The sequence below is a fragment of the Achromobacter sp. Marseille-Q4954 genome, from assembly GCF_943737025.1.
Taxonomy (GTDB): Bacteria; Pseudomonadota; Gammaproteobacteria; order Burkholderiales; family Burkholderiaceae_B; genus Achromobacter; species Achromobacter bronchisepticus_A.
Genome location: NZ_CALSFQ010000002.1, coordinates 278,778 through 300,270 on the forward strand (window position 1 = coordinate 278,778; position 21,493 = coordinate 300,270).

Below are 21,493 nucleotides of genomic sequence, written 5' to 3' on the forward strand. Positions count from 1 at the left end.
AAGCCGCTACTTCCATTCGAACACGGCGCGCGCGGTACCGGTGTTTTGCACCGCGACGTTGCGGTTCTGCGCCTGGCCGTTGTAGGTGGCCGAGATCTTGTAGTTGCCGGCCGGCAGCTTGACCAGCATGTACGGGCCTTCGGCAGTGGTTTGCAGCACGGACTTGCCATGCGCATCGCTGATGGTGACGGAGACATTGGCAACGTAGTCCGCCTGGCCGTCGCGTTGCGCCGCGAACGTCAGCGCCAGCGGATAGTCCTTGGCTGCGGCCTTCATGGCTTCGGATTCGTCCAGCCCGATGCCGCCGCTGACATACTGCACCGAACCCTGCTGCTGCACCGGCGGCATGCCCGCCTGGGCGGTGGACAGGATGCCGGCAAAGGCCATGCTGCCCAGCGCCATCGCGGCGGCCATGGTGCAGCGTTCTATACGCTTGTTCATGAGACTCTCCTGGATAGGACGATCTGCGCGGTTTTGTACGCGCATGAACATTTCGACCCGCATGCCGGCGCGGAGTTCGCGCCGGCGGGTCTCCGATATCAACCGATTGTTTCCGCAGCCTAAGTAAGCGTACTGCGTGCCGCGCGCCAGGAAAATGTCAGCCGGCTTTCGCCGCTGACCGAGCCGTCCGGGGCGAAGCGCCTTTCATCCAGCTGTCCGGCGCCACCGTCGCGCAGCGCCAGTACGCTGGAACTGCGGGTGCCATAGTTCGGACTGACGATGAACGGGCTGCTCAATAGCCTTTCGCGATCCAGCGGCAGACCGGTGGCGGGCAGGTCGGCGTCGTCGGCGGGCTGGCGGTCGGCCAGCGCGGCCATCAGCGCGGGCAGGTCCGGCTGCGGCCCGCTGCGCAGCACGGCTTCGAAAGCCGCCTTGGTGCGCGCCAGCTTGGGCCAGGGCGTGTCCAGCAGATGGTTGGACAGGGCGTAGACCCCTGGAGCCAGGCGGCGCGGGCCGCCATCGCGGTTGCTGAGATACCAGGCTTCGCGCGCATCGCCCACGATCAGGTTGAAGCCGTTGTAGGCCTGGCCCTTGGCATGCACTTGCGCCAGGTAGTCGGCCGCGGAGGCCGTGCCGCGCAGATAGTCTTCGACCAGCGCGCCGCGCGAAGGCGCGTTCTCGATGATCCGGCCCGGTTCACGGAAGTTGGTGACCAGCGCATGGCGTCCGCCGGTCGTCGCGCCCATCCAGCTGCCGCCGGCCAGGCCGTCGCGGCCGGCGTAGACCTCGGGCGCATCGGGCCATTGCGCGGCGGGCAAGGTGGGGCGTTGGTGGAATTCATCGCGGTTGGCGGCGATCAGGACGGGGATGCCCGGCAGGGCGTGCAGGGCCAGTACGGCAAGACACATGGTTCAGACCTGGTTGGCGGGTTTGTCGGGAATGGCTTTGCCTGGCGCAGCCGCGAAATCCGGGCCGGCCAGCGCGGCGCGCAAGGCTTCGATCTGGGCGGCCACGTCGCGCAGCGCCGGCGCGGGCGACGCGATGGCGGCGGCCGGCATGGCCGCGCCTTGCGCAACAGCGGCGCTCATCTGGTGCAGGCTGGCCGCCAGTTGCGCCAGCTCCGCGGCGCTGGGCGCTGGCTGGTCGGCTGGCAGCGACCAGGCGGTGTCGGAAATGGCATTGGCCACGCGCTCCAGGGCGACCTCCACCGGCCACCAGGCCAGCGCGCGGCGGCTGACCAGGCGCGGTTCCGACAGCCCGCGCTGCAAGGCGATGCGCAGGTCGGACAGGCGCGCGTAGGCGCTGGCGCGCAGGTCGTGGCGGCTGGTGGGATCGGCCTGGAACACGGTGTTCAGGTAGGCGGCCAGCGTGTCCATGGCGGCGGCGACGGTGTGGTCCAGGTTGCTGCGCTCGATCCGTATCCACGGCAGGTAGCCCACCAGCAGCACGATGCCCGCGGCCACGGCCACATCGATCAGGCGCGCCAGCGCGATGGGCCAGCTGCCTGGTTGCAGCGCGCCGATCAGCAGCATCAGGATGGGCAGCAGGATGGCCGAGAACAAGCCGTAGTTGCGCCGCACCGACCAGGGCAGCAGGGACGCCAGCCCGGCCACCGTGAGCAGGCTGACGATGCCGTTGCGGTCCAGCGCCAGCACGGTCGCGCTGATCGCCACACCGACCACGCTGCCCGCGCAGCTTTGCAGCGCCCGCGCGAACACCGAGCCGAAGTTGGGTTTGAACACCACCACCACGATCAGCGGCACCCAGTAGGAGCGCGGCAGCGAGAACGCCATGGACACGGCCTCGGCGGCGATCAGGCACAGCCCCAGCCGCACCAGATAGCGCACGGTGGTCGGCCCCGGCCGGTAGGTGCGCGCCAGCACGCGCCAGGGCGTGCGCGGCCGCGCGGGGGGCAGGCCGGCAAAGGCGTCGGCCTCGGATAGCGTGGCGCCGTCCAGCAGGGGCTGCACCTGGGCCAGCGCGTCGGCCAAGGGTGCCATGTCCGCCTGGCGCAAGGCCGCGATGTCCTCGCGCGGGTCCGGCGTCGCATCGTTCTCCACGCGGTCGGCCAACCGGTTCATGACGCGTGCGCAATCGTGCGGCAGCACCCGGCCGGCGCGGGCCAGTTCCAGCGCGGTATTGGTCAGCGGCGTACAGGCTTGCAGCTGCGCCGCCAGCCGCGCCAGCCGGGGGGAGGGGCCGGCCGCGCCGCGGCGGGCAGCCAGCACGGTGTCGTAGGCGGTGGTCATGGCCGCTTCCATGTCGCGCCGCGCGCTCATGGTGTGCGAGGTGCCGATGGCGGCGAACATGGCGGCCAGCTTGCGGTAGGCCATGGCGACGGCGGCGCGTTCGGGCGCTATCGGGTTGACCACCCAGCCCGTCAGCGTCAGCGCCAGCCCGAACAGGCCGCCGGCTCCCACCAGCACGGAAGGCAGCCAGGACGGCAGGTTGGAAGTCAGGCTGGCGCCGACGATGACGTAGGTGGCGAATTGCAGCGTGGAAACGGCGGCGATGTTGTTGAAGGTGCCGACCAGGCTGGCCGCCAGCACCAGCAGCGTCATGGCCGCGGAGGTCCATAGCCCGTGTCCGGCAATCATCGTGCCGAGGAAGTACCCAAACGCGCCGCCGAACACGGTGGCGCCGATGGACAGTGCGCGGTTGCGGTAAGGGCCGCCATTGTCGCCGGTGATGGCGGGCAGCGCGCCCAGCGCGACCAGGGCCGCCGCCGCGCTCTGGTCCAGCGCGAGTCCGACCGCCGAAGGCAAGCCGATGGCCAGGGCGGCACGCAGCGCCACCCAGCGGCTGACGGGCGAAGGCTCCATGTGCGCCAGGCTCATCAGCCAACGCATGTTGGCGTTGCGCGCGGCATGTTTCAGCGAGGAACGGAACACGACAGCCTCGTGGCGCGGCCCGGAGTCAGGCCTTGATCAGCGGCGCCTCGTCGGGCGCGGCCAGCCGGAAGTAATCTTCCGTGTTCAGGAGGATGGAGGCGTCCAGGCGGCCGGCGTTGAACACGATTTCATCGTGGCGCTGGCGCAGGCTGGGATCCACCAGCAGGTGCAGGTCGGGATTGAAAGTGAAGGGAGGGATGGCGCCGATCTCGCAGCCGGTGAGTTCGCGCGCCAGGTCCTGCGACGCCAGCGACGCCTTTTTGCCGCCGGCCGCGCGGGCGATTGCGTCCAGGTCGGCCTGCTTGTCGGCCGGGAACACGGCCAGCACATTGCGGCGCTGGTTGGAGGATATCTTGACGCGGCAGACCAGCGCCTTGGCGCCCTGGCTGACCTCGGTGCCGCGGATCGCCGCGACTTCGACGGAGCGGCCGGCTGCGGCGTGTTCAATCAGGCGGTAGCGGGCCTGGTTCTGGGCAAGCAGGGCTTGCAGGCGTTCGAAGACTTCCATGTCGGGGCGCGTAGATCGGGATGTGGCGGGCGCAGGCCGGGAGTCGGCCTCGTACGCCGCATGATACGCCCGCCGCGCAGCGCCGCGGCGGCGCGTGCGCCGATCGCGGCCAGCCGCCTCAGATTTCTCCGGTAAAGGCGTAACCCCAGCCCCAGACGGTGCGGATCGGGAGCTCCAGGTTCAGGTCCTGGGCCTTGCGGCGCAGGCGGCTGACCAGCACGTCGGTGCGGCGCATCGATTCGTGGCCGCCATGCAAGTCCGTGATGGCCGCGTCGGCGCGCGGCAGGCGCTTGTCGGCGGAAGCCGTCAGCTTGAGCAGGAATTCGCGCTCGGCCAGCGTCAGGGCCAGGCGTTTGCCTTGCGGGCTGACCAGCGTCCAGGCCGCGTCGTGGAATTGCCATTTGGCCATCGCTTCGCCTGCCGGCGCCGGTTGCGCCGGGCGCGGTTCGGCATCTGCGGCGCGCCGGCCGGCCGCCGGTATGCGCCGCACCAGCGCCTGCAGCGCGGCGGCGATTTCCGTTGCGCCCGCGTCTGGCGGCAGGCAGACGTCGGCGCCGCAATGCAGCCCGAGTATGCGGCTTTCAGGGGAGTCGAAGTTGGATATGGCGACGATGCCCGCGGTGGTGTCCAGGGCGCGCAGGCCGGCCACGGCCATGCAGAGATCGGAAAGTTCGGTTTCCATCACCAGCAAAGGGGTGCGGCGGGCCTGAAACAGGCGGAACAGGCTGTTGGAGTCTTCGCACAGCCGGGGCGAGAAACCCATTTCCGTCAGCGCGGCGCCGCGGTGCGCGCGCACGCCGGGATCGGGCGAGAAGACGATCAGGTCTAGTAGGTCATTCATGAATCGTTGTGATCTGTGCAGCATGGGCGCATGCATGATGCATCGGATACAGCGATTTCCTAAACCTCGCACAACGCCACTTTATGACCCGAATTCTCGGGCATGGTTACGGGAGGCGTGTCGCAGCACCGTTATGGTGCGTCGGCGGGCGTTTCGTTCCACCAGCCGCCGCCCAGCGCCTGCAGCAAGGCAGCGGTGTCGGCGTGGCGCGCCGCGTCCGCCGCGGTGCGCGCAATGCGTGTCTGCAACAGTTGGCGCTGGCTGTCCAGCAGGCTCAGGTGGCTGATGCCGCCGGCCTGGTAGCGGCCTTGCGCGATGCGTTCGGCTTCATCGGCGCGGCGCCATGCCTCGTCGCTGGCCAGGTAGGCGTCGCCGTCGGTCTGTACGGCGCGCAAGGCGTCGGCGACCTGCCGGAAGCCCTCCAACACTGTTTGACGGTAGCCGGCCGCGGCCGCATCGTAGGCGGCCTCGGCCGAGCGCGTGCGCGCGCGCAGCTCGCCGCCGTGGAACAGCGGCTGGACCAGTCCCAGGCCCAGGCTCCAGACGTTCAGGCCATTGGACAGGTCGCCCACGCGGGTGCGTTGCGAGCCGAAGCTGGCGGTCAGGGTGAACTGGGGATACTGGTTGGCGACGGCCACGCCGACATTGGCCGAGGCCTGATGCCAGAGCGCTTCCGCGGCCAGGATGTCGGGCCGCTGGCGGGTCAGCGCCGACGGCACGCCGGTGGGCACGTCGGCGGGCAGCGTCAGGTCGGCCAGCCGCAGGGGCGCGGATCGCAGTTCGGCCGGCGCCAGGCCCAGGTAAGCGGCCAGTTGATGCGTGGCCTGCGCCAGCTGGTATTCCAGCGGCGGCAGCGTGGCCCGGGTCTGCGCGACCAGCAGCTCCTGATTGCGCAGATCGGCCTCGGACACGCCGCCCGCCTGTTGGCGCTGGCGCATGATGTCCTGCTGCCGCTCCTGCGCCGCAAGCAGCGCCCGCGTGTCGGTCAGGCGTTCGCTCAGGTCGGCCTGGCGGATGGCGGCGGTGACCACGTTGGCGGCCAACGACATGCGCGCGGCCTGCAGCTCATGCGCCTGGTAGTCCGCCTGCGCGCCCAGGCCTTCCAGCGCGCGGCGGTTGCCGCCGAATACGTCCAGCGTGTAGGACACGTCGATGGACGCGTTGTAGAGCGTGAAGGGCGGGGGCTGTTCGGCCACCGGCACGCCGAAGGCCGCGGGGTCCACCTTCTGCCGCGTTGCCGACAGGTTGCCATTGACCTGGGGCAGCATGCGGCCGCCGGTTTCGGCGTTCAGGTCTTCGTTTGCCTGACGCAAGCGGGCGCGCGCCTGCTCCAACGTGGGACTGGCCTGCAGGGCCTGCCGCACCAGCTGGTCGAGCGCTTCGGAGCGGAACAGCTGCCACCATTGCGCAGGGATGTCGGCGCCTTCTTGCAGGCGTTGCGCGCCGATGGGCGCAGAAGCATCGCGGGGCGCGGCATAGGCGTCGACCTGCGGCGGCGCCGGGCGCTCGAAGTCCGGCCCCACGGCGCAGCCCGCGAGCAGCGCGCACAGGACCAGCGCGGCCGGGCGCGGCGGCGCAGTGGGCGGGAGGGGCAAAGGCGTGGAGCGGGACATGGCGGTTCAATCCAGGGTGCGGCGGTAGAACTTCACGGCGGCGGTCATGACGACCACGGTAAACACCAGCAGCGGCCAGATGCTGGGCCACAAGTCCCACCAGCCGTTGCCCTTGAGCAGGATGCCGCGGATCAAACGGTTGAAATGCGTCAGCGGCAGCAGGTTGCCCAGGTACTGCGCCCACATCGGCATGCCCTGGAACGGGAACATGAAACCGGACAGCAGCATGTTGGGCAGGAAATAGAACATGGTCAGTTGCATGGCCTGCAACTGGTTCTGCGCCAACGACGACAGGGTGATGCCCACCGTCAGGTTGGCGGCCACGAACACCAGCGCCGACAGGTACACGGCCAGCAGCGACCCAAGGAACGGCACGTGGAAAACAAAGTGCGCGGCCAGCAGGATGATGCTGGATTGGATCAGGCCTATCGCGATGTACGGCACGATCTTGCCCGTCATCACTTCGAGGGGCCGTACCGGCATCGCCAGCAGGTTTTCCATCGTGCCGCGTTCGCGTTCGCGCGTCATGGCCAGGCCGGTCATCATCACCAGGGTCATGGTCAGGATCACGCCCATCAGGCCCGGCACCGTGTTGTATTGCGAGATCTGCTCTTCGTTGTAGAGCTGGTGCACCAGCACGTCGAAGGGCGGCTGGCCGCCCGCCAGGCTGGCCAGCGGTCCGGTCAAGTCCTTCTGCGCCACGGCCTGCGACAACTGCGTGGCCGCGCCTATGGCCAATCCGGTCGCCATGGGATCGGTGGCGTCGGCCTCGATCAGCAGCGCGGGGCGTTCGCCGCGCAGCAGCTTGCGGCTGAAGTCCGGCGGGATGGTCAGGACGAACAGCACGCGGCCCTGGGCCAGCGCCGTGCGTCCGGCTTCTTCGTTGTCCAGTTCCTCGATGATGTGAAAGTAGTCCGACGATTTCATCGCCGCGACGAAGCTGCGCGTGAACGGACTGTGGTCCGCGGTGATGACCGCGGTGGGCATCTGCTTCGGGTTCGTGTTGATGGCGTAGCCGAACAGCGCCAGCTGCATGATGGGCAGGCCCACGATCATGCCGAAGGTGATGCGGTCGCGGCGCAGCTGCAGGAACTCCTTGAGCACCATGCTCCACCAGCGCGACCAGGAAAAGCCTTGCAGATGGCGCATCATGGCGGGCTCGCGAAGTTGTCGGTGGAGCGCTTCATCAGATAGATGAAGACGTCCTCCAGGCTGGTGTCGATGGGCTCCAGGCTCAGGTCCTGGCCGGCGATGGCGTCCCTGAGCGTGCGTTCCAGCAAGGCCGCGTCGCGGCCGCTGATGTGCAGCGCGGAACCGAAGGCCACGGTCTGGTCCACGCCCGGCGCGTCGCGCAGGCGCTGCGCCAGCGGCACCAGGTTGTGCCCATGGATGGCCCAGGTGGTCAGGTGCTGCTCGGCGATGACGTCCTCGGCCGTGCCCTGCGTCAGCAGGCGGCCGTAGGAAATGTAGGCGAGCTTGTGGCAGCGCTCGGCTTCGTCCATGTAGTGCGTGCTGACCAGCACCGAGATGCCGCGCGCCGCCAGCTCATGCAGTTGCTCCCAGAAGTCGCGCCGCGCGGTCGGGTCCACGCCCGCCGTGGGTTCGTCCAGCAGCAGCAGCTTGGGCTGGTGCAGCAGGCAGGCCGCCAATGCCAGGCGCTGCTTCCAGCCGCCGGACAAGGAACCCGTCAATTGCTTGGCGCGGCTTTGCAGGCCCAGCTCTTCCAGCGCTCGCTCCACCGTTGCCTTGCGCTCGGGCATGCCGTACATGCGCGCCACGAAGTCCAGGTTCTCGCGGATGGTCAGGTCGTCCCAGTACGAGAACTTCTGCGTCATGTAGCCGACGTGCCGCTTGATCTGCGCGCTGTCGCGCAGGATGTCGTAGCCCAGGCAGGTGCCGCTGCCCGAGTCCGGCGTCAAGAGACCGCACATCAGGCGGATGCAGGTGGTCTTGCCGCTGCCGTTGGGGCCGAGGAAGCCGAAGATCTCGCCTTCGCGCACCTGCAGCGACACGTCGTTGACGACGTGCTTGTTGCCAAAGCGTTTGTTCAGCCCGTGCACGTCGATGACGTACTGGCCGGCGGACGCTTCCTGCGTGGCGGCGGGCGCGCTCATTGCAGCACCGCCTCCACCGGCTGCCCCGGGTGCAGTCGCGTGGCGGCTTCGGGCGCTGGCCGCGCCTGTACCATGTAGACCAGTTTGCTGCGGCTTTCGCGGCTGTAGATCACCGGCGGCGTGTATTCGGCCTGAGCCGATATGTAATCGATGCGGACAGGGATGGGATCGCCGCAGCCGTCGCAGCGCACCGTCGCCTGTTGCCCCACCTTCAGCGCGCCCAGCGCCGTTTCCGGAACGAAGAAGCGCACCTTGATATTGCCCGGCGGCAGCAGGCTCACCACCGGACTGCCAGCAGGCACCCATTCGCCCACGCGGTAGAGCGTGTCGAACACCAGCCCGGCGGCCGGCGCCGCCAGGCGCTTCTGCGCCAATGTCCATTCCGCCTGGGCCAGCGCGGCGCGGGCCGCGTCGACCTGGGCGGCCTGGGCGCGCCGCTGGTCGTCGCGGCCGGGCAGGCGGGCCACTTCCAGCTGGGCCTGCAATTCGCGCACCCGCGCCGCATCCGATTGCGCCTGTTCGCGGCTGTCGTCCAGCTGCGCGCGCGCGATGCCGCCGATGCGGAACTGGTCGGTATCGCGCCGCAATTGCGCCGCCGAGCGGCGGCTGGCCGCCTCGGCCTGCGCCAGCTGGGCGCGGCTGACGTCCACTTCGGGCGGACGCTTGCCGGTGGCGATGTCTTCTTCCTGGGCCACGGCGGCGGCCAGCTGCGCGCTGGCCTGGTCGCGCGCCGCGGTTTCGCGCGTGGCCTCCAGCGCGAAGAGCGGCGCGTCGGCTTCCACCTGTTGGCCGCGCCGTACCGGCAGCTCGGCCAGCCGGCCGGCCTCGGACGACGCCACGTAGACATATTCGCCTTCGGCGTAGCCCTGGAAGAAGGCGCCGCTGTCCTTGCCGCAGCCGCCCAGGGCAAGCAAGGCCAGCGCCGAGGCGGGCAGGGGGCGGCGCAAGACGGGAGGGATGCGCATGGTCAGCGTCCTGGAATGGCGGGAGTCGGGGCGGAAGGCGAGAACAGGCCGCCGGTGAGCATGGCGATGGCGTGGGCCGCGATCGCGCGGGTGTCTATGGCTTGCGGTTGCGCGGCGTCCTGCAGGACGCGCTGCCACAGGCCGGAGGTGGCCAGCGGCAGCAGGGTCAGTCCCAGGACGGAAAGAAAGACCAGCCGCGGCTCCACGCCGGGGGTGATGGCGCCCGCAAGCTGGCATTCGGTGATGAGGCCGATGAAGGCCTGCAGGCGTTCGGCGGGCAGATGGCGCAGCACGCGTTCGCGCAGCTGACCGCCTTCATTCACGACCTCGTGCAGCCACAGGGCCGGCAGCCAGGGCCGTTCGACCGCGCTCTGCACCAGCCGGCCCACGACCTCTGCGATGAAGGCGCGCGCGGCTGCGGCGGGGTCCGACGCGGGTGTCTGCGCCTGCGGCAGCGGCGACCAGACGTAGCCGATGACCGGCACGATCCGCTCTTGAACCACCGCGTCGATCAGCTGGTCGCGGCTCTTGAAGTAGTAGTGCACCATCGCCGTGGTGACGCCGGCGCGTTGCGCGATGTGCGTGAGCGTGGTGGCGGCGACGCCCTGGGCCGCGAACAGGCCGGTGGCGGTGTCCAGCAGGTTGGCGCGGGCGGCGGCATTGTCGGGACGCGGCGGACGGCCGGGCCGGCGGGAGGGGGCAGAGGGAGCGGAACGCATGCGGCGTATGTTAATTAAATTATTAATTAATTAAAAGAGGGGCGCTCTTCAGGGTTACGCGCCGGATGCGCGGGCTTCGATGGTGTAATGGATCGGTACCCCATCCCGCCACCCGGGTCGTGTGCGCCAGGCCCGGGCGGCTTACTTGCAGGAGGCTGGACCGTCATGCCGCAATCGTCTTCCATCAACCGCCGCATCGTGCTCGCCGCACGCCCGCAGGGCGAGCCGGCGGACAGCGATTTCCGCCTGGAAACCGGCGAGGTGCCGCAACCCGGCCCCGGCCAGGTGCTGCTGCGCACCGTGTACCTGTCGCTCGATCCCTATATGCGCGGCCGCATGAGCGACGCGCCGTCCTATGCCGAACCGGTGCAGGTCGGCGCCGTCATGGTCGGCGGCACGGTCACGCGGGTCGAAGCCTCGAATCATCCCGACTACCGTCCGGGGGAGTGGGTGCTGGCGCAATCCGGCTGGCAGGATTACGCCTTGTCGGATGGCGCCGGCCTGCTGCGGCTGGGGCCCAATCCCGAACATCCGTCCTACTCGCTGGGCGTGCTGGGCATGCCTGGGTTCACCGGCTACATGGGCTTGCTGGACATCGGCCAGCCCAAGGCGGGCGAAACCGTGGTGGTGGCCGCGGCCAGCGGCGCGGTCGGGGCGGTGGTCGGCCAGATCGCCAAGATCCATGGCTGCAAGGTGATCGGCATCGCGGGCGGCGCGGACAAGTGCCGCTACGTGGTCCAGGAACTGGGCTTTGACGACTGCCTGGACCACAAGGCGCCCGATCTGCCGGGCCGCCTGGCGCGCGCCGTGCCGCAGGGCATCGACGTGTATTTCGAGAACGTCGGCGGCGCGGTCTTCGACGCGGTGCTGCCGCTCTTGAACCCGCGCGCGCGGATACCGGTCTGCGGCCTGATTTCGGCCTACAACGCCACCAGCCAGCCGCAAGGGCCGGACCGTCTGGGCCTGCTGATGCGCACCATCCTCACCAAGCGCCTCAAGATGCAGGGCTTCATCATCTTCAACGAATACGCGCACCGCTACGGCGAATTCCGCGAGGCGATGGAAGACTTGATCAAGCAAGGCCGCATCAAGTACCGCGAGGATGTGGTCGATGGGCTGGAGAACGCGCCGCGCGGCCTGATCGGGCTGCTCAGGGGTGAAAACGCCGGCAAGCGCATCGTGCGCGTCGGCCCGGACGAAAGGAGCGCCACATGAACATCCTGATCGTGCTGACTTCCCACGACACGCTGGGCAACACCGGCCGCAAGACCGGCTTCTGGCTGGAGGAGTTCGCTGCGCCGTACTACGCCTTCGTCGACGCCGGCGCCAAGGTCACGCTGGCTTCGCCCGCGGGCGGCCAGCCGCCGCTGGACCCCAAGAGCGACGACCCCGACGCCCAGACCGACGACACGCGGCGCTTTCGCCAGGATGCGGACGCGCAGCGGCAACTGGCCGCCACCTTGCGGCTGGCGCAGGTGCAGGCGGCCGACTACGACGCCGTGTTCTACCCCGGGGGCCACGGCCCCTTGTGGGACGTGGCGGAAGATTCCAATTCGGTTGCGCTGATCGAAACCATGCTGGCGGCGGGCAAGCCCGTCGCGGCCGTCTGCCATGCGCCCGGCGTGCTGCGCCACGCCAAGACGGCCGACGGCAAGCCGCTGGTGCAGGGCAGGCAGGTCACCGGCTTTTCCAATGCCGAAGAGGCGGCTGTGCAATTAAGCGACGTGGTGCCCTTCCTGGTCGAGGATGAACTGAAGCAGTTGGGCGGGCAGTACACCAGCGGCCCGGACTGGCAGCCGCACGTGGTCGGCGACGGCCTGCTGGTCACGGGCCAGAATCCGGCGTCTTCCGTGGGCGTGGCGCAGGCGCTGCTGGACCGGTTGAAGGATTGAGTCCTGGCGTGCCGGACCCGGATCCCGCGGCATGCGCGGGACGGGACCGGCACTGCTTTGCCCCGGGGCGCGGCATCTGATCGGCAAGGATTGCTGCGCAATGTGTCAGAATCGCGACCTTTTGCTACAGCGCAATGCGGCACGACCCACTTGCGCGCGATGACCGATGCCTCCAGACGTACCCGAATATCCCGCAGGCTCCTGCGTGGCGGCCTTGTTTGCCGCCATGCGGGCGCGCGACCCGGCCACCGGCCGCCATTCTGAAAGAGTTGTTGCGCTGAGCGTGGCGCTGGCCCGAGCCTGCGGCCTGCCGGAATCCGAGCAGGAGGTGGTCGCGGTCGCTGCCCGCCTGCATGACATCGGCAAGATCGGCACGCCGGACCGAGTGCTGTATTCGCCCAAGCGGCTGGACCCGGACGATTGGGCAATCATGAAGGCGCACGCCGCGGTGGGCGCCGACATCATCATGCACAGCGACATCCCGCAACGCGAACTGATCGCGCGGGCGGTGCGCCATCACCACGAGCATTTTGACGGATCAGGCTATCCCGCAGGCCTGCGCGGCGAGAACATCCCGCTGCATTCGCGCATCATTTCCCTGGCCGATTCCTACGATGCCCTGGGCGATGCGCGTCCCTATCACCCCGCGCGCACGCACGCGGAGATCATGCGCATCCTGCACCAGGAAGCCGGCGCCAAATGCGACCCGGCGCTGTTGCGCACATTCGAATCGATGATCGCGAAGAGCCCGCTAAGGGTTCCGTAGCACAGACCCCGCCAGCACCGCCGGCGGGTTGCGCAAGTCGGGCGGCGGGTCACTTCAAGCGGTAATTCGCCGCCACCAATGCCAATTCCTGCAGCGTGCGCTGCTGCCACGCGGCATCATGCCCCAGCTCTTCGGCCAGGATGCGCGCCACTTCGGGCGCCGCCAGCATCGCGGCCTCGCTGTCCAGGAACAAGGCGCGGTTGCGTCGCGCCAGCACATCCTCGGCGCTGCGCGCCAGTTCGTACCGCGCAGCGAAACGCACGTGCGCTTCCGACAAGCCGCTGCTCTTGACCAGCATGCGGTCGGCGCCGGGCAGCGCCTTCAAAGCCGGCAGGTCGCTGCCGTAGTAGCTGTCCGGCGTGCCGGCATGTTCCTGCGACGGAGCCAGGCCCGCAGCGCCATGCAGCGGCAGCGATTCGGTGCGGCAGGTGGCCTGCGTCAGCAGCTGGTGCTGGATGGCCGTGTCGACCACGTCCTGCGCCATGCGGCGGTAGGTGGTCCACTTGCCGCCGGTGACGGTTACCAGCCCGGCCTTGGACACCAGGATGGTGTGCTCGCGCGACAAGGACTTGGTGGAGGCTTCGCCGGTGGCCTTGACCAGCGGACGCAGTCCGGCCCAGACGCTGGTGACGTCGTCGCGCGTAGGCTTGCGGCTGAGATAGCGCGCCGCGGTGCTCAGGATGAAATCCACGTCCTGCGCGCCCGCTTGCGGATCCAGCGGCAGATCGTCGCGCGGCGTATCGGTGGTGCCGACGATGGTGTGGCCATTCCATGGCACCACGAACAGCACGCGGCCGTCGTCGGTCTTGGGAATCAGGATGGCGCGCTTGCCCGGCAGGAAATCCTGCGGCAAGGTCAGGTGCACGCCCTGGCTGGGCGCGACCATGGTCTGCGCGTTCTTGTCTTCCATGCGCCGCACCGCGTCCACCCATACGCCGGTGGCGTTGACCACGCAGCGCGCGCGCAGCGTGAAGCTGGCGCCGCCGATCGCATCCTGCACGGTAACGCCGTCGACCTTGCCGCCCGTCATGGTCAGGCCGGTGGCGCGCATGTAGTTCACCGCGGTGCCGCCCAGGTCGAACAGCGTGCGCATCAGGCTCACCGCCAGGCGCGCATCGTCGAACTGGCCGTCGTAATACAGCACGCCGCCTTTGAGATTCTTGCCCTGCACGTTCTCGGCCAGCGTCGGCGCGTTGGCCAGCGTGTCGCGGCGCGACAGCCAGCGGCTGGGCGCCAGGTTCAGCTTGCCGGCCAGCATGTCGTACATCTTCAAGCCGATGCCGTAGAAGGGCTGGTCGAACAGGTTGTAGGCCGGCACCACGAATCCCAGCGGCCACACCAGGTGCGGCGCGTTGCGGTTGAGCAGGCCGCGTTCGTGCAGCGCTTCGCGCACCAGGCTGACGTTGCCCTGCGCCAGATAGCGGACGCCGCCGTGCACCAGCTTGGTGGCCTTGCTGGACGTGCCCTTGGCGAAGTCCGCGCCTTCGATCAGCAGGGTGCGATAGCCGCGCGAGGCGGCATCGACGGCCGTGCCCAGGCCGGTGGCGCCGCCGCCAATGACGATCACGTCCCAGGAGTGCGTGTTGTCCAGCGTGTTCAGGAGGCGGTTGCGGTCGGGCGGGGCGACGGAGGCTAGCGGTTGGTTCATGGGATTCAAGGTGTTTGCTTCAAGGTATTCGGGGCGGCCGCGACGTCGCAGCGCACGCCCGCGTCCAGCAGGACTTGCGCCAGCGGCTCTTGCGGATGCGCGTCGGTGAAGAAGCGGTCGATTTGCGAGATGTGCGCCAGTTCCACCATGGCCTGGCGCTTGAATTTGCTGCTGTCGGCGGCAAGCCAGACTTCGCGGGACTGTTCGATGATGGTCCGCGCCACGCGCACTTCGCGGAAGTCGTAATCGCGCAGCGTGCCGTCGGCCTCGATGCCGGAGATGCCGATCAGGCCGATGTCGACCTTGAACTGGCGGATGAAGTCCATGGTGGCTTCGCCGACGATGCCGCGGTCGCGCGAACGCACCACGCCGCCGGCCACGATGACTTCGCAATCCGGGTTGTCCGAGAGGATGTCGGCGACGTGCAGGTTGTTGGTGATGACGCGTAGGCCGCGATGGCGCAGCAGGGCGCGCGCAATCGCTTCGGTGGTGGTGCCGATGTTCAGGATCAGCGAACAGCCGTCGGGCACGGCGCGCGCCACGGCCTCGGCGATGCGCTGCTTGCCGGCGGCGTGCAGGCCCTGGCGCTTGCGGTAGGCGATGTTCTCGATGGTGGACGCTTCGATGCGCACGCCGCCGTGAAAGCGCGACAGCAGGCCCGCCTCGGAAAGAATATTGACGTCGCGCCGCACCGTCTGCAGCGTGACGTCAAAGCGTTTGGCGAGCTCCTCGATCGAGGCCGAGCCTTGGGCCCGCACCATTTCGATCAAGGCGCTCTGTCTGGGGTTCAGTGTCATGTTCGTATAGTAAAACAACAAAAGCGAAAAATAATGCCGCGCCGCAAGATTGTTTTTTGTTCGCTTCTTGAGTAAAACGCACAATAAACGAAAGCTATCTGAAAGAGTATGCTCATCCTGCTGTTCGCTTGAAAGCAGGCGGAGCCGCTGTACCGAATACCGAAGTCCGCCGTAAAAAAACAGGGACGTATTAGTAGGTAGAGGAGACCAGATGCAGCTGAACTTGGACAGGGTAGGTTTGCGGGCCGGCTCGCAGACGCACCTGTATCCCATGAGCCTGGCCCCCGTCGAGGGCGCCATGACGGTATTGCTGGGGGCCACCCTGGCGGGCAAGACCTCGCTGATGCGCATCATGGCCGGGCTGGACCGGCCCACCGAAGGCCGCGTGCTGGTCGACGGCGCCGACGTGACCGGCGTGCCAGTGCGCCAGCGCAATGTCGCCATGGTCTACCAGCAGTTCATCAATTACCCCTCCATGTCGGTCTACGACAACATCGCTTCGCCGCTCAAGCTGCGCGGGGCGGCGGACATCGGCGAAAAAGTCCGCGCCATGGCGGCGCGGCTGCACATCGACCATCTGCTGGAACGCTATCCCTCGGAGCTGTCCGGCGGGCAGCAGCAGCGGGTGGCGCTGGCCCGGGCGCTGGCCAAGGACGCGCCGCTCATCCTGCTGGACGAGCCCCTGGTGAACCTGGACTACAAGCTGCGCGAGGAACTGCGCGACGAACTTTCCGAGTTGTTCGCCGAAGGACGCTCTACGGTGGTCTATGCCACTACCGAGCCGGGCGAGGCCCTGTTGCTGGGCGGCCACACCGCGGTGCTGGATGCGGGCGAACTGCTGCAATACGGTCCCACGGCCGAGGTCTTTCACCGCCCCAATTCCATCCGCGTGGCCCGCGCCTTCAGCGATCCGCCCATGAATCTGTTTGCCGCGCGCCGCACGGCGTCCGGCTTCGTGCTGCACGGAGACCTGGCGGTGGAACGGGCGCTGCCGCAAGGCGCCGATACGGAGATTACCGCCGGCCTGCGCGCCGGCGCCCTCGATGTCGAGCCGCGGCCTGGCCACATCGTGCTGCCCGGGGTGGTGAAGCTGGCCGAGATCTCCGGGTCCGACACCTTCGTGCACGCCCAGACGGAGGCGGGCGACGTGGTGGCGCAATTGCCCGGGGTCCACCGCTATACGCTGGACCACCGCGTGCAGTTCTATTTCGACCCGGCGCAGACCTACGCCTTCGGCGCGGGCGGCGCGCTGCTGGCGGCGCCGCGGCAGCCGGCGGGCGCGGGGGAGGCGGCCTGATGGCGCAGATCGAGCTGGACCTGTCCCATTCCTACGTTGCAGACCCCAAGACCGACGAGGACTATGCGCTGCTGCCGCTTTCCTTCACCTTCAAGGACGGCGGGGCCTACGCCTTGCTGGGGCCGTCCGGTTGCGGCAAGACCACGCTGCTCAATTGCGTGTCGGGCCTGCTGCGGCCGTCGCACGGGCGCATCCTGTTCGACGGCCAGGACGTCACGGACAAGACCCCGCAGGCGCGCAACATCGCCCAGGTATTCCAGTTTCCGGTGGTGTACGACACCATGACCGTGGCCGAGAACCTGGCGTTTCCGCTGCGCAACCGCGGCATGGCGCCCAAGCTCATCGGCGAACGCGTCGGGCGCATCGCCGAGATGCTGGAGATGTCGCATGTGCTGGACCGGCGCGCCAGCGGCCTGACCGCCGACGCCAAGCAGAAGATTTCGCTGGGGCGCGGGCTGGTGCGCAGCGACGTGTCGGCCATCCTGTTCGACGAGCCGCTGACCGTGATCGACCCGCAGCTCAAATGGGAGTTGCGGCGCAAGCTCAAGGAAATCCACCACGAGTTCAAGCTGACGCTGATCTACGTGACGCACGACCAGACCGAGGCGCTGACCTTTGCCGACGAGGTCATGGTGATGGCGCGCGGCAGGGCGGTGCAGGTCGGGACCGCGGATGACTTGTTCCAGCGGCCGGCGCATACCTTCGTGGGCCATTTCATCGGCTCGCCGGGCATGAACTTCCTGCCGGCGCAATGGCGCGACGGCGGGTTGGAAGTGGGCAAGAGCCGCGTCGCCGGGCTGCCGGCGGAGATGGCGGCAAAGCTGGACGGCGCGGGTCCCGTGAAGCTGGGCGTGCGCCCCGAATACTTGCGCATCACCGAGCCGGGCGCGCCCGGCGCCGTGGCCATGCGCGTGGAGCGGGTGCAGGACGTGGGCACCTACACGCTGCTGGTGGCGGACTTCGAGGGCGCGCCGGTGCGCGCCCGGCTGGCCAGCAACATCGTCCCGGCCGCGGCCGGCGGCACGGTCTGGCTGTCGGTACTGAATCCGCACACCTGCTTTTACCGCGACGAGGAGCTGATCCGATGAAACCCATAGATCACCGGGCCTGGTTCCTGGTCCTGCCCGTGGTGCTGTGCGTGGCGTTCTCGGCCATCCTGCCGCTGATGACCATCGTCAACTATTCGGTGCAGGACATCATCTCGCCCGAGCGCCGCGTCTTCGTCGGCACCGAGTGGTACGCCGCCGTGCTGCAGGATGAAGAACTGCATGGCGCGCTGTTCCGCCAGATCGGCTTTTCTCTGGCCGTGCTGGCCATCGAGATCCCGCTGGGCATACTGCTGGCCCTGTCCATGCCCGCCAGCGGTTGGCGCGCTTCCGCGGTGCTGGTGATCATCGCGCTGTCGCTGCTGATCCCCTGGAACGTGGTGGGCACCATCTGGCAGGTGTTCGGGCGCACCGACATCGGCCTGCTGGGGGCCACGCTGTCGTGGTTGGGCGTGGACTACAACTACACCGGCAACGACTTCGACGCCTGGGTCACGGTGCTGATCATGGACGTATGGCACTGGACGCCGCTGGTGGCGCTGCTGTGCTACGCGGGCTTGCGCGCCATACCGGACGCCTATTACCAGGCTGCCCGCATCGACGGCGCCTCGCGCCTGGCGGTGTTCCGCTACATCCAGCTGCCCAAGATGCGCGGCGTACTCATGATCGCGGTGCTGCTGCGCTTCATGGACAGCTTCATGATCTACACCGAGCCCTTCGTACTGACGGGCGGCGGGCCGGGCAACGCCACCACCTTCCTGTCGCAGTACCTGACGCAGAAGGCGGTGGGCCAGTTCGACCTGGGGCCGGCGGCCGCGTTCTCCATCATCTATTTCCTGATCATCCTGCTCTTGTGCTTCATCCTCTACAACTGGATGCAGCGCGCCGGAACCACTGGCGGCTTTGACGAGGAGCGCGCAAATGCGTGAGAAAAATTCCCGCTGGCGCGGCGTCTTCCTGACCCTGTACCTGATCTTCGCCATCCTGCCGCTGTACTGGATGCTGAACATGTCGTTCAAGACGAACACGGAGATCGTCAGCACCCTGACGCTGTGGCCGCGCGACTTCACCTTCGAGCACTATCGAACCATCTTCACCGACCCGGCCTGGTACTCCGGCTACATCAATTCGCTGATCTACGTGGTCATCAACACGGTGATTTCCCTGGCCGTGGCGCTGCCGGCGGCCTACGCCTTTTCGCGCTACCGCTTCATCGGCGACAAGCACGTGTTCTTCTGGCTGCTGACCAACCGCATGACGCCGCCCGCGGTGTTCCTGCTGCCGTTCTTCCAGCTCTATAGCTCCTTCGGCCTGATGGACACCCACCTGGCCGTGGCGCTTGCGCACCTGGTGTTCAACGTGCCGCTGGCGGTCTGGATCCTGGAGGGCTTCATGTCCGGCGTGCCGCGCGAGATCGACGAGACCGCCTATGTCGACGGCTATTCATTCCCGCGCTTTTTCCTGACGATCTTCCTGCCGCTGATCAAGTCGGGCGTGGGCGTGGCGGCATTTTTCTGCTTCATGTTCAGCTGGGTGGAGCTGCTGCTGGCGCGCACGCTGACCTCGGTCAACGCCAAGCCCATCGTCGCCACCATGACCCGCACCGTGTCGGCTTCCGGCATGGACTGGGGCGTGCTGGCCGCGGCGGGCGTGCTGACCATCGTGCCGGGCGGCATCGTCATCTGGTTCGTGCGGCATTACATCGCGAAGGGCTTCGCGATGGGCCGGGTGTAGAGGCAAGGAGAGCGCGCTCATGTTCAGCTGGATGGTATGGACCACTCCCGTCGCTGTGTTCTTTTCCTGCATCGTGCTGATGCTGGTCGGCATGACGGTGTGGGAACTGAAATCGCCCACGGCCGAGCGCAAGGGCTTCCTGCCCCTGCGCACCACGCGCGGCGACCGGCTTTTCATCGGCCTGATGGCCGCGGCCTGGCTCAATCTTGCGTTCCTGGGGTTAGGCCAAAAGGCTGCGGAATGGTTTTCGCTGGACGAGCCGCCATCGGTTTGGATCAGTTTCATCGCGTCCATGCTGCTGCTGGCATTCGTCATGAGGAAAGGCTGAAGAGGGGCGTCAGACCCTTCGCGTATTCAAGCGGTTGGTAAGGACTATCGGTCAGCGTCTTCCCCGGCCAGCGGTCCGCAGCAAACGATGGGGAAGACTTATCGAGGAGACAGGTCATGAAATTGCGCATGCACGCCATGGCAGCCGCCATCGCCCTGATCGGGACTTCGGCGGCCTGGGCTGGCGAACCGGAAGCGAAGAAGTGGGTCGATTCGGAGTTCCAACCTTCATCGCTGTCCAAGGACCAGCAGATGGCCGAGATGAAATGGTTCATCGAGGCCGCCGCCAAGCTCAAGGCCAAGGGAGTGAACGAGATCAGCGTGGTGTCGGAAACCATCACCACGCACGAGTACGAGTCCAAGACGCTGGCCAAGGCTTTTTCGGAGATCACCGGCATCAAGGTCAACCACGACCTGATCCAGGAAGGCGACGTGGTCGAGAAGCTGCAGACCTCGATGCAGTCCGGCAAATCCATCTACGACGGCTGGATTTCGGATTCCGACCTGATCGGCACGCACTACCGCTACGGCGCCATCCTGCCGCTGTCCGATTATATGGCCGGCGCGGGCAAGGAATGGACCAATCCCAACCTGGACCTGAAGGACTTCATCGGCACCAAGTTCACCACCGCGCCAGACGGCAAGCTCTACCAGCTGCCCGACCAGCAGTTCGCCAACGTCTACTGGTTCCGCGCCGACTGGTTCGCGCGGCAGGACCTGAAGGACAAGTTCAAGGCCAAGTACGGCTACGAGCTGGGCGTGCCCACCAACTGGTCCGCCTATGAAGACATCGCCGACTTCTTCTCCAACGACGTCAAGGAACTGGACGGCAAGAAGGTCTATGGCCACATGGACTACGGCAAGAAGGACCCGTCGCTGGGCTGGCGCTTCACCGACGCGTGGCTGTCCATGGCCGGCGCCGCCGACAAGGGCCTGCCCAACGGCATGCCGGTGGACGAGTGGGGCATCCGCGTGGCGGACGACAAGTGCACGCCGGTCGGCGCGTCGGTGGCGCGCGGCGGCGCCACCAACAGTCCGGCCGCGGTCTATGCCCTGACCAAGTACGTGGACTGGATGAAGAAGTACGCGCCGCAGCAGGCCATGGGCATGACCTTCTCGGAATCCGGCCCGGTGCCCGCCCAGGGCCAGATCGCGCAGCAGATCTTCTGGTACACGGCCTTCACCGCTGACATGACCAAGAAGGGCCTGCCGGTGGTCAACGATGATGGCACGCCGAAGTGGCGCATGGCCCCGTCGCCCTACGGCCCGTACTGGAAGGACGGCATGCAGAACGGCTACCAGGACGTGGGCTCGTGGACCTTCTTCAAGTCCACCAACCCGGACAAGATGGCGGCGGCCTGGCTGTACGCGCAGTTCGTCACGTCCAAGTCGGTGTCGCTGAAGAAGTCCATCACCGGCCTGACCTTCATCCGCGACAGCGACATCAACAGCGAGTTCTTCACCAAGAACGCGGCGAACTACGGCGGCCTGATCGAGTTCTACCGCAGCCCGGCGCGCGTGGCGTGGACGCCCACCGGCAACAACGTGCCTGACTATCCCAAGCTGGCGCAGCTGTGGTGGAAGAACGTCGCCACCGCGGTCACCGGCGAAAAGACCCCGCAGGCCGCCATGGACAACCTGGCCAATGAAATGGACCAGGTCATGGCGCGGCTGGAGCGGGCCGGCATGGCGCAGTGCGCGCCCAAGCTCAACCCCAAGAGCGACCCCAGCAAGTGGCTGTCGGACCAGCATGCGCCGTGGAAGAAACTGGCCAACGAAAAGCCCAAGGGCGAGACGATCGCCTATGAGAAGCTGCTCGATGCGTGGAAGCAGGGCAAGGTGAGGTAAGCCGGCCGAACGCTGCAGACGGCCCGGACCCGGCAATGCGCCGGGT

At 67.6% G+C, this 21,493-nt stretch carries 21 protein-coding genes; 9 read left to right on the top strand and 12 right to left on the bottom strand.

The window, feature by feature from the left end:
- Positions 1-6: 6 nt before the first annotated feature.
- The 10 genes from NGK62_RS19335 to NGK62_RS19380 all read right to left on the bottom strand — a co-directional run bounded on the left by NGK62_RS19335 (position 7) and on the right by NGK62_RS19380 (position 10,092).
- Positions 7-441, bottom strand: coding sequence for a carboxypeptidase-like regulatory domain-containing protein (locus NGK62_RS19335; protein ID WP_059380027.1), 435 nt, complete (start codon positions 439-441; stop codon positions 7-9).
- A 119-nt stretch (positions 442-560) separates the two neighbouring features.
- The gene (locus NGK62_RS19340) at positions 561-1,349 is read right to left on the bottom strand and encodes an NRDE family protein (protein WP_059380028.1); all 789 of its coding nucleotides are present in this window, start codon (positions 1,347-1,349) and stop codon (positions 561-563) included.
- Positions 1,350-1,352: 3 nt separating this feature from the next.
- Positions 1,353-3,332 carry an FUSC family protein gene (locus NGK62_RS19345; RefSeq protein ID WP_251879878.1) on the bottom strand — a complete coding sequence of 660 codons (1,980 nt, stop codon included), beginning with the start codon at positions 3,330-3,332 and terminating at the stop codon, positions 1,353-1,355.
- 25 nt (positions 3,333-3,357) lie between these two features.
- A complete protein-coding gene (locus NGK62_RS19350) occupies positions 3,358-3,840 on the bottom strand; it encodes a YbaK/prolyl-tRNA synthetase associated domain-containing protein (RefSeq protein WP_059380030.1) in 483 nt (160 codons plus the stop codon).
- 118 nt (positions 3,841-3,958) lie between these two features.
- Complete coding sequence (locus NGK62_RS19355) at positions 3,959-4,681, bottom strand: response regulator transcription factor (RefSeq protein WP_251879879.1); 723 nt, start codon at positions 4,679-4,681, stop codon at positions 3,959-3,961.
- A 131-nt stretch (positions 4,682-4,812) separates the two neighbouring features.
- On the bottom strand, positions 4,813-6,294 hold the full coding sequence (locus NGK62_RS19360) for an efflux transporter outer membrane subunit (RefSeq protein ID WP_251879881.1): 1,482 nt from the start codon (positions 6,292-6,294) through the stop codon (positions 4,813-4,815).
- Positions 6,295-6,300: 6 nt separating this feature from the next.
- Complete coding sequence (locus NGK62_RS19365; RefSeq protein ID WP_059380032.1) at positions 6,301-7,446, bottom strand: ABC transporter permease; 1,146 nt, start codon at positions 7,444-7,446, stop codon at positions 6,301-6,303.
- Positions 7,443-8,408 (bottom strand): ABC transporter ATP-binding protein, encoded by a 966-nt coding sequence (locus NGK62_RS19370; protein WP_251879883.1) that lies wholly within the window; start codon positions 8,406-8,408, stop codon positions 7,443-7,445. Before NGK62_RS19370 ends, NGK62_RS19365 begins: the two co-directional genes overlap by 4 nt.
- A complete protein-coding gene (locus NGK62_RS19375; RefSeq protein WP_059380034.1) occupies positions 8,405-9,373 on the bottom strand; it encodes an HlyD family secretion protein in 969 nt (322 codons plus the stop codon). The genes NGK62_RS19370 and NGK62_RS19375 overlap by 4 nt, the downstream gene beginning before the upstream one ends.
- 2 nt (positions 9,374-9,375) lie before the next feature.
- Positions 9,376-10,092: a TetR/AcrR family transcriptional regulator gene (locus NGK62_RS19380; RefSeq protein ID WP_059380098.1), complete on the bottom strand. Its 717-nt coding sequence runs from the start codon at positions 10,090-10,092 to the stop codon at positions 9,376-9,378.
- Positions 10,093-10,257: 165 nt separating this feature from the next.
- On the opposite strand from NGK62_RS19380, the gene curA reads away from it, so the two are divergent.
- The 3 genes from curA to NGK62_RS19395 all read left to right on the top strand — a co-directional run bounded on the left by curA (position 10,258) and on the right by NGK62_RS19395 (position 12,750).
- Positions 10,258-11,307, top strand: a complete 1,050-nt coding sequence (gene curA / locus NGK62_RS19385) for an NADPH-dependent curcumin/dihydrocurcumin reductase (protein WP_251879905.1) — start codon at positions 10,258-10,260, stop codon at positions 11,305-11,307.
- Positions 11,304-11,984, top strand: a complete 681-nt coding sequence (locus NGK62_RS19390) for a type 1 glutamine amidotransferase domain-containing protein (protein ID WP_251879907.1) — start codon at positions 11,304-11,306, stop codon at positions 11,982-11,984. The genes curA and NGK62_RS19390 overlap by 4 nt, the downstream gene beginning before the upstream one ends.
- A gap of 166 nt (positions 11,985-12,150) precedes the next feature.
- Positions 12,151-12,750 carry an HD-GYP domain-containing protein gene (locus tag NGK62_RS19395; RefSeq protein ID WP_059380037.1) on the top strand — a complete coding sequence of 200 codons (600 nt, stop codon included), beginning with the start codon at positions 12,151-12,153 and terminating at the stop codon, positions 12,748-12,750.
- A gap of 49 nt (positions 12,751-12,799) precedes the next feature.
- Here the strand turns inward: NGK62_RS19395 and NGK62_RS19400 are convergent, their stop codons facing one another.
- Together NGK62_RS19400 and NGK62_RS19405 are read right to left on the bottom strand one after the other, a co-directional pair.
- Positions 12,800-14,398, bottom strand: coding sequence for a glycerol-3-phosphate dehydrogenase/oxidase (locus NGK62_RS19400; protein WP_118932072.1), 1,599 nt, complete (start codon positions 14,396-14,398; stop codon positions 12,800-12,802).
- Between the two features lie 5 nt (positions 14,399-14,403).
- The gene (locus NGK62_RS19405) at positions 14,404-15,195 is read right to left on the bottom strand and encodes a DeoR/GlpR family DNA-binding transcription regulator (protein ID WP_013394120.1); all 792 of its coding nucleotides are present in this window, start codon (positions 15,193-15,195) and stop codon (positions 14,404-14,406) included.
- 211 nt (positions 15,196-15,406) lie between these two features.
- Here NGK62_RS19405 and NGK62_RS19410 point away from each other — a divergent pair, with 211 nt between their 5' ends.
- From NGK62_RS19410 to NGK62_RS19435, 6 genes are all read left to right on the top strand, one after another.
- Positions 15,407-16,492: an ABC transporter ATP-binding protein gene (locus NGK62_RS19410; RefSeq protein ID WP_059380038.1), complete on the top strand. Its 1,086-nt coding sequence runs from the start codon at positions 15,407-15,409 to the stop codon at positions 16,490-16,492.
- Positions 16,492-17,580: an ABC transporter ATP-binding protein gene (locus NGK62_RS19415; RefSeq protein ID WP_059380039.1), complete on the top strand. Its 1,089-nt coding sequence runs from the start codon at positions 16,492-16,494 to the stop codon at positions 17,578-17,580. The genes NGK62_RS19410 and NGK62_RS19415 overlap by 1 nt, the downstream gene beginning before the upstream one ends.
- Positions 17,577-18,467 carry a carbohydrate ABC transporter permease gene (locus NGK62_RS19420; protein ID WP_118932070.1) on the top strand — a complete coding sequence of 297 codons (891 nt, stop codon included), beginning with the start codon at positions 17,577-17,579 and terminating at the stop codon, positions 18,465-18,467. The genes NGK62_RS19415 and NGK62_RS19420 overlap by 4 nt, the downstream gene beginning before the upstream one ends.
- Positions 18,460-19,272: a carbohydrate ABC transporter permease gene (locus NGK62_RS19425; RefSeq protein WP_059380041.1), complete on the top strand. Its 813-nt coding sequence runs from the start codon at positions 18,460-18,462 to the stop codon at positions 19,270-19,272. Before NGK62_RS19420 ends, NGK62_RS19425 begins: the two co-directional genes overlap by 8 nt.
- Positions 19,273-19,291: 19 nt before the next feature.
- Positions 19,292-19,600 (top strand): DUF2160 domain-containing protein, encoded by a 309-nt coding sequence (locus tag NGK62_RS19430; RefSeq protein ID WP_059380042.1) that lies wholly within the window; start codon positions 19,292-19,294, stop codon positions 19,598-19,600.
- 116 nt (positions 19,601-19,716) lie between these two features.
- Positions 19,717-21,447, top strand: coding sequence for an ABC transporter substrate-binding protein (locus NGK62_RS19435; RefSeq protein WP_054453885.1), 1,731 nt, complete (start codon positions 19,717-19,719; stop codon positions 21,445-21,447).
- The last annotated feature ends 46 nt before the right edge of the window (positions 21,448-21,493 follow it).

Excerpts from the sequence above, each read along its gene's own strand:
- NGK62_RS19335 (WP_059380027.1), bottom strand. The coding sequence starts at position 441 with ATGAACAAGCGTATAGAACGCTGCACCATGGCCGCCGCGATGGCGCTG.
- NGK62_RS19340 (WP_059380028.1), bottom strand. The coding sequence starts at position 1,349 with ATGTGTCTTGCCGTACTGGCCCTGCACGCCCTGCCGGGCATCCCCGTC.
- NGK62_RS19350 (WP_059380030.1), bottom strand. The coding sequence starts at position 3,840 with ATGGAAGTCTTCGAACGCCTGCAAGCCCTGCTTGCCCAGAACCAGGCC.
- NGK62_RS19355 (WP_251879879.1), bottom strand. The coding sequence starts at position 4,681 with ATGAATGACCTACTAGACCTGATCGTCTTCTCGCCCGATCCCGGCGTG.
- NGK62_RS19360 (WP_251879881.1), bottom strand. The coding sequence starts at position 6,294 with ATGTCCCGCTCCACGCCTTTGCCCCTCCCGCCCACTGCGCCGCCGCGC.
- NGK62_RS19365 (WP_059380032.1), bottom strand. The coding sequence starts at position 7,446 with ATGATGCGCCATCTGCAAGGCTTTTCCTGGTCGCGCTGGTGGAGCATG.
- NGK62_RS19370 (WP_251879883.1), bottom strand. The coding sequence starts at position 8,408 with ATGAGCGCGCCCGCCGCCACGCAGGAAGCGTCCGCCGGCCAGTACGTC.
- NGK62_RS19375 (WP_059380034.1), bottom strand. The coding sequence starts at position 9,373 with ATGCGCATCCCTCCCGTCTTGCGCCGCCCCCTGCCCGCCTCGGCGCTG.
- NGK62_RS19380 (WP_059380098.1), bottom strand. The coding sequence starts at position 10,092 with ATGCGTTCCGCTCCCTCTGCCCCCTCCCGCCGGCCCGGCCGTCCGCCG.
- curA (WP_251879905.1), top strand. The coding sequence starts at position 10,258 with ATGCCGCAATCGTCTTCCATCAACCGCCGCATCGTGCTCGCCGCACGC.
- NGK62_RS19390 (WP_251879907.1), top strand. The coding sequence starts at position 11,304 with ATGAACATCCTGATCGTGCTGACTTCCCACGACACGCTGGGCAACACC.
- NGK62_RS19395 (WP_059380037.1), top strand. The coding sequence starts at position 12,151 with ATGCCTCCAGACGTACCCGAATATCCCGCAGGCTCCTGCGTGGCGGCC.
- NGK62_RS19400 (WP_118932072.1), bottom strand. The coding sequence starts at position 14,398 with ATGAACCAACCGCTAGCCTCCGTCGCCCCGCCCGACCGCAACCGCCTC.
- NGK62_RS19405 (WP_013394120.1), bottom strand. The coding sequence starts at position 15,195 with ATGACACTGAACCCCAGACAGAGCGCCTTGATCGAAATGGTGCGGGCC.
- NGK62_RS19410 (WP_059380038.1), top strand. The coding sequence starts at position 15,407 with ATGCAGCTGAACTTGGACAGGGTAGGTTTGCGGGCCGGCTCGCAGACG.
- NGK62_RS19415 (WP_059380039.1), top strand. The coding sequence starts at position 16,492 with ATGGCGCAGATCGAGCTGGACCTGTCCCATTCCTACGTTGCAGACCCC.
- NGK62_RS19420 (WP_118932070.1), top strand. The coding sequence starts at position 17,577 with ATGAAACCCATAGATCACCGGGCCTGGTTCCTGGTCCTGCCCGTGGTG.
- NGK62_RS19425 (WP_059380041.1), top strand. The coding sequence starts at position 18,460 with ATGCGTGAGAAAAATTCCCGCTGGCGCGGCGTCTTCCTGACCCTGTAC.
- NGK62_RS19430 (WP_059380042.1), top strand. The coding sequence starts at position 19,292 with ATGTTCAGCTGGATGGTATGGACCACTCCCGTCGCTGTGTTCTTTTCC.
- NGK62_RS19435 (WP_054453885.1), top strand. The coding sequence starts at position 19,717 with ATGAAATTGCGCATGCACGCCATGGCAGCCGCCATCGCCCTGATCGGG.